This window comes from Micromonospora tarensis (assembly GCF_016803395.1).
Classification (GTDB): Bacteria; Actinomycetota; Actinomycetes; order Mycobacteriales; family Micromonosporaceae; genus Micromonospora; species Micromonospora tarensis.
In genome coordinates this window covers 1-12,501 of the sequence record NZ_JAEVHL010000195.1, presented here as the reverse complement: position 1 = coordinate 12,501, position 12,501 = coordinate 1, and the positions used below count along the sequence as shown (strand labels likewise).

The following is a 12,501-nucleotide window of genomic DNA, read 5'->3' as shown; positions in this document are numbered from 1 at the left end:
GGGCTGCTCCCCGCCGACGTGGCTGCCGCGCTGGCCAGCCCCCGTGCGCACCGGGAGCTGCCAACCGTGCTGCGCGCCGACCAGGCCGCCGCGCTGGTCGAGGCACCGAGCCGGCGGGCCAGGCCCACGCCCGCAGACCCGACACCCGTCGACCCACCGGTGGATTCGGCAGCCACCACCGGGCCGACGCGGATGGACCCCGCACGCACGGATCAGTCACGCACCACGTCAGCACCGGAGGACCCCGCGGCCGCGCCGGGCTCGGGTGCGGCCGAGGATGCCGCCACCGAGGCGGTCCCGCTGCGGGATCGGGTGCTGCTGGAGCTGCTCTACGCCACCGGTGTACGGGTCAGCGAGGTGTGCGGGCTGGACGTCGACGACGTCGACCACGGCCGGCGGGTGATCCGGGTGTTCGGCAAGGGCGGACGGGAGCGCTCCGTGCCGTACGGGGTGCCCGCCCAGCGGGCGTTGGACGACTGGCTGCGCCGGGGCCGCCCGGCGATGGCGGGGCCCCGCTCCGGCGCCGCGCTGCTGCTGGGGGCACGGGGTGGCCGGCTCAACCCGACGACGGCGCGTCAGATCGTCGGCGGGTACGCCGAGACTGTCGGCCTTCCCCGCACCAGCCCGCACGATCTGCGTCACTCGGCGGCCACCCACCTGTTGGAGGGTGGTGCCGACCTGCGCGCGGTGCAGGAGTTGCTCGGGCACTCGTCGCTGGCCAGCACGCAGATCTACACCCACGTCTCGGTCGAGCGGCTGCGCGCGGCGTACCGGCAGGCGCATCCGCGCGCCTGATCAGCGGCCGGAGGACGGGAACCCCGACGGTTACGATCATCGGGTGAGCGTGCCGCAGCCCCCTGAGCCGATCCCGGGCGCCCGCCTGCTCTTCTCCCTGGACCCGGCGGTCAGCCACCTCAACCACGGCTCGTTCGGCGCGGTGCCGGTCGGCGTGCAGCGAGCCCAGCAGCGGCTGCGCGACGAGATGGAGGCCAACCCGCTGCGCTTCTTCACCCAGGGCCTGGTCGACCGGATCGCGCACACCCGCCGGCATCTCGCCGGGTTCCTCGGCGCCGACCCGGACGGCAGCGCCCTGGTCGGCAACACGACCACAGGCGTCGCCGTGGTGCTCCAGTCGATCGGCCTGCGGGCCGGCGACGAGGTGCTCAGCACCGATCACGGGTACGGGGCGGTGAGCCTGGCCATCCAGCGTGAGTGCCGCCGCACGGGTGCGGTCAGCCGGGTCCTGCCGATCCCGCTGGCCGCCACCGACGAGCAGATCGTGCAGGCCATCCGCGCCGGGTTGCGCCCCGGGCGGACCCGGCTGCTCGTCGTCGACCAGCTCACCTCGGCCTCCGCCCGGCTCTTCCCGACCGCCGCCATCGTCGGGGTGGCCCGCGAACACGGCGTGCCGGTCCTGGTGGACGCCGCGCACGCCCCGGGCATGCTGCCCACTCCGGTGGCCGGCATCGGCGCCGACTTCTGGGTGGGCAACCTGCACAAGTGGGCGTACGCCCCCCGCGGGACCGCCCTGCTGGCGGTGGCACCGCAGTGGCGGGACCGGATCGAGCCGCTGGTGGTGTCCTGGGAGCAGGAGTCGGGTTTCCCGGCCCGGCTCGAATGGCAGGCGACGCTCGACTACACGTCCTGGCTGGCCGCCCCGGCGGGCCTGTTCACGCTGCGCAGTCTCGGCGTCGACCGGGTGCGGGCGCACAACGCCGCGCTCGCCGCGTACGGCCAGCGGGTGGTGGGGGACGCCCTGGGGGTGCCCCCGGCCCAACTGCCGACCCGGGCGGGCCGGGGGTGTCGCTGCGTCTCGTGCCGCTGCCGGCCGGCACGGGCACCAGCATCGACGCCGCGAAGGCGTTGCAGACCCGGATCGGTGAGCGGCTCGCCGCCGAGGTGGCGGTGATGAGCTGGAACGGCCGGGGGTGGCTGCGGCTCACCGGCCAGGTCTACAACAGCGCCGACGAGTACGAACGGCTGGCGGTGCGGCTGCCGGCGCTGCTCGCCCAGCGCTGACCCGACGGGCCGGCGCCGCCGACCGGCGGCCGCACTCGACCGACTCCGCTGATCCGTGCCGGTCGGCATGGGTTCGAGGCCGTCGATTGGTAGCAGCCGCACCGGGCCGAGGCCGAGCAGTGCCAGCGGGTCCAGATATTCCGCGCCCCGGCGCAGCCCCCAGTGCAGGCACGCACCGGCCGGACAACCCGGGTGACCGGGCAGCAGTTCGCCCAGCGGCGCACCGGCGGCGACCGCCTGGCCGGGGCGTACCCCGGGCTGCACCGGCTCGTGCGTGGTCCGCAGCCCGTCGGCGTGTCCCACGGTGACCACCGGTCGGCCGGCCACCAGGCCGGCGAAGAGCACGGTGCCCGGCCCGGCGCTGCGGACCGCCGTTCCGGCCGGGGCGGCCAGGTCGACGCCCCGGTGCCCGGGCAGCCACGGCTGCGGTGGCGGGTCGAAGCGGCGCACCGGTCGAGGTGGCCCGTCGAGCGGCCAGCGGAACCTTCCGGCGGGCGCGGGGGCGAACGCCTGGGACGCGACCGGCACGGTCGGCGTCGGTGAACGGCCGGGCACCGCAGTGACCAGCACCGCCGGCTCGCAGAGCGGCACGGACAGCGCGACCAACGCCGCCAGCCCGCAGAGCTGCCCGGTAAGCGCGAGCGGGAGCGCGGCGCAGAGCAGGACGGTACGGCGGATCGGGCCGACGCGTGGGGCGGAGAACTGTCGCATGACGGCAGCCTCCGACCGAGGCTCGGTGGTCCGCCAGCCCGGTCCGTCGGGCTGTGGACAACCGGAGGCGTTGTGGACGAGCACCCATCGACCTCGATGATCTGCTAAGTGAGCTGCCCCTCCCTGCTGGGCGGTGGTCGGCCGCGGAGGGCCTAGGCTGGGTCGGGTACGGCGGGGGCCGCCGTCTGGACCGGGGAGGTTCGCATGACCACTGTCGACGACCGGACGCCGACGGTGGCCGAGGTGAGCGACCCGTCGCGGCTCGCGGAGCCGGACGAGGCGATCAGCGCCGAGGAGTTGCAGCTGGCCGCCCGCAACCACGGCATCCCGTTGGAGGCGCTGCGCTACGACGTCACGCCGGCCGGGCTGCACTATCTGCTGATCCACTACGACATCCCGGAGCTCGACCCGGCGGCGCACACGCTGACCGTCGGCGGCGCGGTGGACCGTCCGCTGACGGTCAGCCTCGCCGACCTGCGGGCCCGACCACGGGTCAGCCGGCAGGTGACCCTGGAGTGCGCCGGCAACGGGCGAGCCCTGCTGCACCCCCGGCCGGTCAGCCAACCCTGGCTGGTCGAGGCGGTCGGCAACGCCGAGTGGACCGGCACGCCGCTGGCACCGCTGCTGCGGGAGGCGGGCCTCCGGTCGGACGCGGTGGACGTGGTCTTCACCGGCGCCGATCACGGGGTCGAGCGCGGGGTCGAGCAGGACTACCAGCGGGCCCTGCCGGTCGCCGACGCGCTGCGCGAGGAGGTGCTGCTGGCGTACGAGATGAACGGTGCTCCGCTGCTGCCACAGCACGGCGCGCCGCTGCGGTTGATCGTGCCGGGCTGGTACGGCATGGCGCACGTGAAGTGGATCCACTCGATTGAGGTCCGGACCGAGCCGTTCGAGGGGTACCAGAACGCGGTGGCCTACCGGGTGCGCCGCGACGCCGACGACCCGGGCGTGCCGGTGACCCGGATCGAGCCGCGTGCGCTGGTCCGCCCGCCCGGTTTTCCCGACTTCATGTCCCGTCGCCGGGTGCTGCGCCCCGGGCCGTGCACACTGGACGGTCGGGCCTGGTCCGGGCACGCGCCGGTGGTTGCCGTGGAGGTGACCACCGACGGCGGGCAGAGCTGGGTGTCGGCCGAGCTGGACCCGGCGGAGGGTGGGGATTTCGCCTGGCGGCGTTGGCGGCACGAGTGGGTCGCCACGCCCGGCCGGCACGTGCTCGGCGCGCGGGCGACCGACGCGTCCGGGCGGACCCAGCCGGTCGAGCAGCAGTGGAACCGGGGCGGCTTCGCCAACAACCTGGTGCAGCGGGTCGAGGTCGTGGTGCCGGCGGAGTGACCGACCCTCGGGTCACACCACGGGTGGGGGCCCGTGGCGACCTGACGGAGCAGGTCGGGTCAGCCGCCGAAGCCGGAGTCGGCGGGCAGCGAGATGTCGGGCTTCTCCAACTCCTCGACGTTGACGTCCTTGAAGGTCATCACCCGGACGTTTTTCACGAAGCGGGCAGGACGGTACATGTCCCACACCCAGGCGTCGTGCATCTCGACCTCGAAGTAGACCTCGCCGTCGGAGTTGCGCACGTGCAGGTCGACCTGGTTGGCCAGGTAGAACCGGCGTTCCGTCTCCACCACGTAGGAGAACTGGCGGACAATGTCGCGGTACTCCCGGTAGAGCTGTAGCTCCATCTCGGTCTCGTACTTCTCGAGATCTTCCGCGCTCATCGCACTCCGCCTTCCATGGCCACATCTTCCCCCACCGGCGCCGAAGGCCGAGGCTGCTCGCCCAACGCCACGCCGACGGTACCCCCTGACGCCCCGGAGCGCTCCATCGGCTCAGCCGAGCTGTGGCCGCCGGGCCGTCGGGCGCGCGGCGGCCGGCCGTCGCGGCCGGAGACCGCGGCGACGTTGACGTACGAGAACCGGTGCTCCCGGCACGGCCCGTGCTCGCGTAGCGCGGCCGAGTGTTCCGGGGTGATGTAGCCCTTGTGCTCGGCGAAGCCGTACGCCGGGAACACCCCGTCCAGCTCCACCATGAGCCGGTCCCGGGTGACCTTGGCGAGCACGCTGGCCGCCGCCACACAGGCCGCCACCCGGTCGCCCTTCCACACCGCCAGCCCGGGCACGCCCAGGCCGTCCACGCCGAAGCCGTCGGTCAGCACGTACTCCGGTCGGGTGCTGAGCGAGGCGAGCGCCCGACGCATCGCGGCCAGGTTGCACACGTGCAGGCCCCGGGCGTCGACCTCCTCCGCCGGGATGACCACCACGGCGTACGCGAGGGCGCGGTCCACCACCTCCGCGTACACCCGTTCGCGGCTGGCCGGGGTGAGCAGTTTCGAGTCGGCCAGCCCCTCGATCTCGCCGCGCCGCCCCTCGGGCAGCACCGCCGCGGCGGCGACCAGCGGACCGGCGCACGCACCCCGGCCCGCCTCGTCGGCACCGGCGACGTGCCGGAAGCCACGCCGCTGCAGGGCCCGCTCCAGGGCGTACAGGCCGGCTTCGCGGCGCACGACGGTACGCGGTGGGGTCAGCACGACGCCTCGTCCCGGTCGGTGGTGGTCGACTGCCCCAGCCGGGTCAGCAGGGCGGGCAACTCGGGCGGATAGAAGAGGTCACCGCTGGCCGTCAGCTCGTCGGGGAGCCACCAGCGGTGGCCGGCGATGCTGCGCTGCTCGACGTCGTTGAAGCCGGCGGTGTCCACGTCCCAGGACGCCACCCGCAGCAGGAAGAAGTCCTGCGTCTGGCGGTACCAGACGCCGTCGAACGGGAACTCGGTCGCGTCGGACCAGACCGGGTCACCCAGCTCGGCCGGGTCGAGCCGCAGCCCGGTCTCCTCGGCCAACTCCCGGGCCGCACCCGCCGCCGGGGACTCGTCCGGGTCGAGCCCGCCGCCCGGGGTGAACCAGTAGCGGTGCCCGGGTCGCCGGGTCGAAGCCCTCGAACATCAGGACCCGGCCCGCCGCGTCGACGAGCAGCACGCGGGCCGCGCGTCGAGGGGTGTAGACGGTCACCGCACCAGCCTGCCAGACGGGCGACGGATCGCCCACGCCCTGTCGGTCTACGGCTTGGGAATGCCGTCGAAGGTGTCCGGCACGGTCAGCCAGGTGGCCCGGCTGACCGGCCAGAAGACGGTGAAGGCCCGCCCGACCACGTCGTCCTCGGGGATCGTCGCCTCGGTGATGTTCTGCCCGGACTGCTGCCAGTGCTCCAGCGAGTCACCGGAGGCCGAGCGGTGGTCGCCCATCACCCACAGCCGGCCCTTCGGCACGGTGATGTCGAACTCCTGGTCGGCCGGCTTGTCGCGGACCCCGTCCAGGGAGAAGATGTACGGCTCGTCCAGCGACTTGCCGTTGATCATCAGTCGTTCCTCGGGGTCGCAGCAGACCACGTGGTCACCGGGGATGCCGATCACCCGCTTGATGAAGTCCTCACCGTCGGGGTTGCCGCTCCACTCGGTCGGTGCCTTGAAGACGATCACTTCACCACGATGCGGGGACCGGAAGTCGTAGACCAGCTTGTTGACCAGCACCCGGTCATCGATCTTGAGAGTGTTCTCCATGGACGGGGACGGGATGAAGAAGGTCTGCAGCACGAAGGCGCGGACCAGCACCGCGACCAGGATCGCCACACCCAGCAGGATCGGCAGCTCCTTCCAGAAGGAGCTGCGCGGCTTGTCGGTCTGCTCGTCAATCACGCCAAGGAGCCTACGTTGCCGAGCTGGACGTCACCGTCCGGAACGCGCGGGAACCGCGTATCGCGGCTGCCAGCGGCAGGATCAGCAGCACACCGCCCTGCGGGGTGGGCCGCACCGGAGGCGCACCGGAGGAGGCCGTGGCCGGCCCGGACACGTCGTCGAACGTCGACGGCACCGACAAGGCGTTCCACCGCGACGAGGGCCAGACCACCATGAACGCCCGGCCGACCACGTTGTCGATCGGCACCGGCCCCTGGCACCGCGCGTCCTGGGAGACCTCCCGGTGGTCGCCCATCACGAAGATCTGACCCGGGGGTACGACCACCTCGTCGAAGCGCCGCGAGCGACACTCCGACGGGTTGGGCGGCAGGTCCAACGGGGAGTCCCGCAGGACGTACGGTTCGTTGAGCGGCGTGCCGTTGACTGTCACCCGCCCCTGACTGTCGCAGCACTTGACCCGGTCGCCGGGCACGCCGATCACCCGCTTGATGAAGTCCTTCTCACCGGGGCGGCTCACCCCGACCAGGTCACCGACGGTGCGGGCGAGCCGGCCGGCGACGCCGGGCTTCGGCTGCTCGTCGACCTGCGGCGCCCAGCGGTCGGTGCCCCGGAAGACCACCACCTCGCCGCGCGCCGGGTCCCGGACGTCGTAGACGACCTTGTTGACCAGCACCCGGTCGCCGACGAGGAGAGTGTCCTCCATCGAACCGGACGGGATGAAGAACGCCTGGAGCAGGAAGGTGCGGATCAGGACCGCGAGGCAGAACGCGACCACCAGCAGCAGCGGAAGCTCCTGCCAGAGGGGCATCTGTCGGCGGGTGCGGCGGGCCCGTCGGCGCCACGGGTCGACCGCGCCGTCCTCGTCAAGCGTCTGCACCACGCCACTCCCCGGTCCGCAGAAACACCACCGCCCGGGAGCCTCGTCGAGGCTCCACGGGCGTGGTGAGAAGCTGCCCGCCACCTGGGCGGGCCTGCCGCCTCGCCGCGCCCGTGCGACCAGCGTAGTGCGCTCTGATCGGTACGGCATCCGCGCAGCTCAGGCGGCGTGGCGAGCGGGAAGTCAGCTGGGCTGCTTCTCCCGCTTCTCCTTGATCTTGGCCTTCTTGCCGCGCAGCTCGCGCAGGTAGTAGAGCTTGGCGCGACGCACGTCACCGCGGGTCACGACCTCGATCCGGTCGATGCCCGGGCCGTTGAGCGGGTAGGTCCGCTCGACGCCGACACCGAAGCTGACCTTGCGGACCGAGAAGGTCTCGCGCAGACCGTCACCCTGGCGGCGGATCACGACGCCCTGGAAGATCTGGACACGGGACCGGTTGCCCTCGACGACGCGGGCGTGCACCTTGACGGTGTCACCGGCCCGGAAGTCGGGAAGGTCGGTCCGCTTCGACTGGGCGTCAAGGGCGTCCAGGATGTTCATCGCTGCGTCCTCGTAAGGCTCACGGCGCACCGTCACTCGGTGCGCGGGTGGGTGATTCTGATCCCCGGGTGGTCGGCGGGCCGACCCTGGTCGGGGATCCTCGCAGCCGACCGCGGGCGCGGGCGGATGCGGCAACCCCCTACTTTGCCACATCCCCCGGCGAGGGCTGAAATCCGGCCTGCTCCAGGGCGAGGATGTCCCGTTTGTCGAGCCGATCGGCGGGCAGCGCGGCGAGCAGGTCCGGACGCCGGGCGGCGGTGCGCAGCAGAGCCTCCTCGCGACGCCAGCGGGCGATCTTTCCGTGGTCACCGGAGCGGAGCACCTCCGGCACGTCGTGCCCACGCCAGCTCGGCGGCTTGGTGTAGATCGGGGCCTCCAGCAGCCCGTGCGCGTGCGACTCCTCGTCCAACGAGCCCGCGTTGCCCAGCACCCCCGGCAGCAGCCGGGTGACCGCCTCCAGCATCACCAGGACGGCGACCTCGCCACCGAAGAGCACGTAGTCGCCGAGCGAGACCTCGGTGACCGGCATCCGGGTGGCGGCGTGCGCCAGGACCCGCTGGTCGATGCCCTCGTACCGGCCGCAGGCGAAGAGCAGGTGCGACTCGGCGGCCAACTCGTACGCCATGGCCTGGGTGAACGGGTCACCCGCCGGCGACGGCACCAGCAGCCGGGGCGGCGGGGCGGTGGCCGGCGCGAGCGCGTCCAACGCCTCACCCCACGGCTCCGGGCGCATCACCATCCCGGGGCCGCCGCCGTAGGGGGTGTCGTCGACAGTGCGGTGCACGTCGTGTGTCCAGGTCCGCAGGTCGTGCACGGCGAGCTGGAGTACGCCGTTGGCCCGCGCCCGTCCGATCAGCGACAGGTCCAGCGGGGCGAAGTACTCCGGAAAGATCGACACGACGTCGACGCGCATGCGAGCTGGTCCTAAAGGTCGAGCAGTCCGGCTGGCGGGTCGACGATCACACGTCCGCCGGCCAGGTCGACCTCCGGAACGATCGCCCGGACGAACGGGATCAACGCGGTACGCCCCTCGGGGCGCCGCAGCACCAGCAGGTCGGACGAGGGCGCGTGGTCGATGCGGGCGACCTCGCCCAGCCGCTCACCGGCCGGCGTGACCACGGCCAGACCCACCAACTGGTGGTCGTGGAACTCCTCCGGGTCCTCCGGAGGCTCCACGTCGGCGCTGTCCACAACGAGCAGGGTGCCGCGCAGCGCCTCGGCGGTGTTCCGGTCCAGGATTCCCTCGAACGCGATCAGCACCCGGCCCTGGTGGAAGCGGGCTTCCTCGATGGTCAGCTGCGCGGGAACCTGGAACGGCACTCCGGGCTCATCGGTGGTTGGAGGGGGTGTCGCCCCCGGCTCAGTGCGCAGCACGGTGCTGCGCGGGGCTGCGGTCGGGGGCGTCGCCCCCGGCTCAGTGCGCAGCACTGTGCCGGGGGCGAACCGCGCCTCGGGCTCGTCGGTCCGCACTTCCACGGTGACCTCACCGCGGACACCGTGCGGCTTGCCGATCCGGCCGACGACGAGCTGCATCAGTACGAGTCGACGATGTCGACGCGTACTCCGCGCCCGCCGATGGAGCCGATCACCTGGCGCAGCGCCTTGGCGGTCCGGCCGGACCGCCCGATCACAGTGCCGAGGTCCTCGGGGTGCACGCGGACTTCGAGCCGCTTGCCCCGACGGGAATCGACCATCCGCACCCGGACGTCGTCCGGGTGGTCGACGATGCCCTTGACCAGGTGCTCCAACGCCGGACGCAGTGGCATGTCAGGCCTGCTCACCGGCGTCGGCAGCGACAGCCGGGGCCTCGGCCGGAGCCTCGGCAGCAGCGGCCGGAGCCTCGGTCTTCGGCGCTCGGCCGGAGCCTCGGCAGCCTTGGCGGCCTTCTTGGCCGGCTTGGCCGGGGTCTCCGGGGCGAGCCCGGCGGCGGCCTTCGCCTCAGCCTCGTACGCCGCCTTGCGGTCGGCCCGCTCGGGGGCGACCTTCAGCGGCGGCGGGGCCGGCAGGCCCTTGTACTTCTGCCAGTCACCGGTCAGCTCCAGCAGCCGCTGCACCGCCTCGCTCGGCTGAGCGCCGACGGACAGCCAGTACTGGACCCGCTCCGACTTGACCTCGATGATCGAAGGGTCTTCCTTCGGCTGGTACACCCCGACGAACTCGATCGCCCGGCCGTCACGCTTGGTGCGCGAGTCGGCGATGACGATGCGGTACTGCGGGTTGCGGATCTTGCCCATCCGCAGGAGCCGGATCTTTACGGCCACAGTTGTTTCGCTCCTGTTGCGATCTCACCGACCCAAGCGGGCGGTGTGCATGGGTGAGCGCCGACCGGACCCGTGGGGTTGGGCCGGAGACTACTCGGTGGACTGGCGACGTGCCCGGGTTAGAGGGCGCCGGACGCGCGCCGGATACCAGCGACCCATTCTGCCAGATCCGCCGCCGATCTCCCGCATCGGACCCGGACACCGCCTCTCCGGTGACCCGGAACACCCCTCAGCGCGCCGGCGGGCGGTCCCACCCCGGCGGCAACCTGTCCGGTACGACCCATTCCAGCGGAGGGACGAAGTCACACCAGGTGCCGTCGAACGGGAACTCACCGGCCTCGGCGCGGGCGATCACCCGTTCCCCCTCGGCCCGGACCGCCTTCTCGTCGGTCACCCAGTAGTCGTCGGGAAAGGCGAGCCGCTCGACGAACTCGTCCTCGTCCTTCCACTGCCAGCGGCGATCCGGACGGACGACCACGTCCAGGTCCTGGTCCACCATGTCGACGCCGGCCATCGGCCCGTCGTCCCAGCGGACGGCGGGCTCCTCCAGGTTGACGTACCAGTGGCTGAACCGGCCCTGCTGGTCGCGGAACCACCAGACGGAGTGCGCCGCCCCGGTGGGCAGGAACTTCAGCAGCGGCGGGCCGTTCCAACGGCCCTGCGCCAACCGGTAGGTCGGGGTGACCCAGTCGGCGAACGGCAGCGCCCGCATGGTCAGGCCCGCCTCGTTCACCTCATGAGCCACCGGCGAGTCCCGGTCGATCCAGAGCAGCAGACCCCGCTCGTCGTCGCTGACCACCCGACCCGGCCGGACCCACCCGATCCGGCCACGCCGCACGTTCCGGTGCAGGATCAGCCGACCGGGCACGAACCGGTCGGCGGGGCCGCCCGGCCGCACCTCAGTAGGCGCGGGCGAGAATGGCGACCAGGTCGGGCTCGTCCTCGGAGTCCGGTACCGAGCCGTCGGCCCGCACCAGGCAGCGCACCGTGACGCCCTGACCGTTCGCCTCGGCCTCGCCGGCCACGCCGACCGCCGACCACGGCACCCGCGCCCAGCCGTTCGCGGCGGCCTCGATCGCCTCGGCCAGGGTGGTCACGTCCACGGTCCGCGACTCGCGGTTGGCCAGCGCCTGGTCGTGCAGCACCTGCTGGTCGGTCTCCAGGGCGGCCAGCACCGCGGTGACCACGTCGGCCACCGGCGTCGGGGTCTTCGACCCGTCGGTGCGGCGCACCACCACCGCGTTACCGGCGGCCAGGTCCCGGGGGCCGACCTCGACGCGTACCGGGTAGCCACGCAGCTCGGCGTCGACGGCCCGGCGGCCGAACGGGGTGTCGGTCCGGTCGTCGAGCGCGACCCGGACACCGGCGTCGCGCAGGCCGTCGCGCAGCTTGGCCGCCGCCTCGCCGACGCCGTCACCGTCCTTGACGATCATGACGTACGCCTGGATCGGCGCCAGCTTCGGCGGCACGCGCAGGCCGTTGTCGTCGCCGTGCGCCATGATCAGGCCACCCAGCATCCGGGTGGACGTGCCCCAGGAGGTGGTCCAGGCGTGCTCCCGGCCGCCCTCCTTGGCGGAGTAGCTGATGTCGAACGCCTTGGCGAAGTTCTGACCCAGCTCGTGGCTGGTGCCCAGCTGCAACGCCTTGCCGTCACCCATCATGCCCTCGCAGGTGTACGTGGCCGTCGCGCCGGCGAACCGCTCGCGCGCCGTCTTCAGGCCGACCACCACCGGGATGCCGATGACGTTGACCATCAGGTCCTCGTACGCCTCGTGCAGGATCCGCCGCGCGTAGGCCCGGGCGTCCTCCCGGGTGGCGTGCGCGGTGTGCCCCTCCTGCCAGAGGAACTCGCTGGTGCGCAGGAAGATCCGCGGCCGAAGCTCCCACCGGACCACGTTCGCCCACTGGTTGAGCAGCAGCGGCAGGTCCCGGTACGAGTCGATCCACTTGGCCATGAACTCGCCGATGACAGTCTCGCTGGTCGGACGCACCACCACCGGCTCGGCCAGCGGCTTGCCACCACCGTGCGTGACGACCGCCAGCTCCGGCGAGAAGCCCTCGACGTGCTCCGCCTCGCGCTTGAGGTAGCTCTCGGGGATGAACAGCGGGAAGTACGCGTTCTCCGCCCCGGCCGCCTTGATCCGAGCGTCCATCTCCGCCTGCATACGCTCCCAGATGGCGTAGCCGGCCGGTCGGATGACCATGGTGCCGCGAACCGGGCCGTTGTCGGCCAGCTTCGCCTTGGCGATCAGGTCCTGGTACCAGCGGGGAAAATCCTCCGCACGGGGAGTGAGCACGCGTGCCATGACCGCACATCCTATGCGCCAGCCGGGCGGACTCCTCCGCCGGGAGTCGCCGCCGCGCGGCGCCCCGGTCCGGATGCGCCGGGCCCAGCCCCACCCCGGCGGC

Annotated in this window: 12 protein-coding genes and 4 pseudogenes; 3 read left to right on the top strand and 13 right to left on the bottom strand. The window is 72.7% G+C overall.

Translation table 11 applies throughout. The features are described 5' to 3' along the window. On the top strand, positions 1 to 795 hold a 795-nt coding region (locus JM949_RS37800), incomplete at its 5' end, for a tyrosine-type recombinase/integrase (RefSeq protein WP_238433964.1). A gap of 43 nt (positions 796 to 838) precedes the next feature. After that, positions 839 to 2,019 (top strand): annotated as a pseudogene (locus JM949_RS27095) (aminotransferase class V-fold PLP-dependent enzyme). A gap of 78 nt (positions 2,020 to 2,097) precedes the next feature. On the opposite strand, the pseudogene JM949_RS37795 reads toward JM949_RS27095, so the two are convergent. Continuing rightward, a pseudogene (locus JM949_RS37795) lies at positions 2,098 to 2,697 on the bottom strand (murein hydrolase activator EnvC family protein); the annotation flags it as partial. 237 nt (positions 2,698 to 2,934) lie between these two features. On the opposite strand from JM949_RS37795, the gene JM949_RS27085 reads away from it, so the two are divergent. Further along, on the top strand, positions 2,935 to 4,062 hold the full coding sequence (locus tag JM949_RS27085) for a sulfite oxidase (RefSeq protein WP_203151067.1): 1,128 nt from the start codon (positions 2,935 to 2,937) through the stop codon (positions 4,060 to 4,062). 59 nt (positions 4,063 to 4,121) lie between these two features. On the opposite strand, the gene JM949_RS27080 is transcribed toward JM949_RS27085, so the two are convergent. From JM949_RS27080 to proS, 12 genes and pseudogenes are all read right to left on the bottom strand, one after another. Continuing rightward, positions 4,122 to 4,445 (bottom strand): DUF2469 domain-containing protein, encoded by a 324-nt coding sequence (locus tag JM949_RS27080; protein WP_007075222.1) that lies wholly within the window; start codon positions 4,443 to 4,445, stop codon positions 4,122 to 4,124. Next, positions 4,442 to 5,254, bottom strand: coding sequence for a ribonuclease HII (locus JM949_RS27075; RefSeq protein ID WP_203151066.1), 813 nt, complete (start codon positions 5,252 to 5,254; stop codon positions 4,442 to 4,444). Before JM949_RS27075 ends, JM949_RS27080 begins: the two co-directional genes overlap by 4 nt. After that, a pseudogene (locus tag JM949_RS27070) lies at positions 5,248 to 5,586 on the bottom strand (NUDIX hydrolase); the annotation flags it as partial. The pseudogene JM949_RS27070 and the gene JM949_RS27075, both read right to left, overlap by 7 nt. Positions 5,587 to 5,778: 192 nt before the next feature. Continuing rightward, positions 5,779 to 6,414: a signal peptidase I gene (gene lepB / locus JM949_RS27065; RefSeq protein WP_203151065.1), complete on the bottom strand. Its 636-nt coding sequence runs from the start codon at positions 6,412 to 6,414 to the stop codon at positions 5,779 to 5,781. A 10-nt stretch (positions 6,415 to 6,424) separates the two neighbouring features. Then, a complete protein-coding gene (gene lepB / locus JM949_RS27060) occupies positions 6,425 to 7,294 on the bottom strand; it encodes a signal peptidase I (protein ID WP_203151064.1) in 870 nt (289 codons plus the stop codon). 180 nt (positions 7,295 to 7,474) lie between these two features. Beyond that, complete coding sequence (rplS, locus tag JM949_RS27055) at positions 7,475 to 7,831, bottom strand: 50S ribosomal protein L19 (protein ID WP_030335223.1); 357 nt, start codon at positions 7,829 to 7,831, stop codon at positions 7,475 to 7,477. A 139-nt stretch (positions 7,832 to 7,970) separates the two neighbouring features. Continuing rightward, entirely contained in the window at positions 7,971 to 8,744 is a 774-nt protein-coding gene (gene trmD, locus JM949_RS27050) for a tRNA (guanosine(37)-N1)-methyltransferase TrmD (RefSeq protein ID WP_203151063.1), read from the bottom strand. A gap of 11 nt (positions 8,745 to 8,755) precedes the next feature. Further along, positions 8,756 to 9,364, bottom strand: a complete 609-nt coding sequence (rimM, locus tag JM949_RS27045) for a ribosome maturation factor RimM (protein ID WP_203151062.1) — start codon at positions 9,362 to 9,364, stop codon at positions 8,756 to 8,758. Next, on the bottom strand, positions 9,364 to 9,624 hold the full coding sequence (locus JM949_RS27040) for an RNA-binding protein (protein ID WP_172862164.1): 261 nt from the start codon (positions 9,622 to 9,624) through the stop codon (positions 9,364 to 9,366). Before JM949_RS27040 ends, rimM begins: the two co-directional genes overlap by 1 nt. Continuing rightward, positions 9,599 to 10,092, bottom strand: a pseudogene (gene rpsP / locus JM949_RS27035) (30S ribosomal protein S16). Before rpsP ends, JM949_RS27040 begins: the two are co-directional and overlap by 26 nt. 229 nt (positions 10,093 to 10,321) lie before the next feature. Continuing rightward, on the bottom strand, positions 10,322 to 10,990 hold the full coding sequence (locus tag JM949_RS27030) for a DUF402 domain-containing protein (protein ID WP_309232347.1): 669 nt from the start codon (positions 10,988 to 10,990) through the stop codon (positions 10,322 to 10,324). 1 nt (position 10,991) lies between these two features. Next, on the bottom strand, positions 10,992 to 12,398 hold the full coding sequence (gene proS / locus JM949_RS27025; protein ID WP_203151061.1) for a proline--tRNA ligase: 1,407 nt from the start codon (positions 12,396 to 12,398) through the stop codon (positions 10,992 to 10,994). Positions 12,399 to 12,501: the final 103 nt, after the last annotated feature.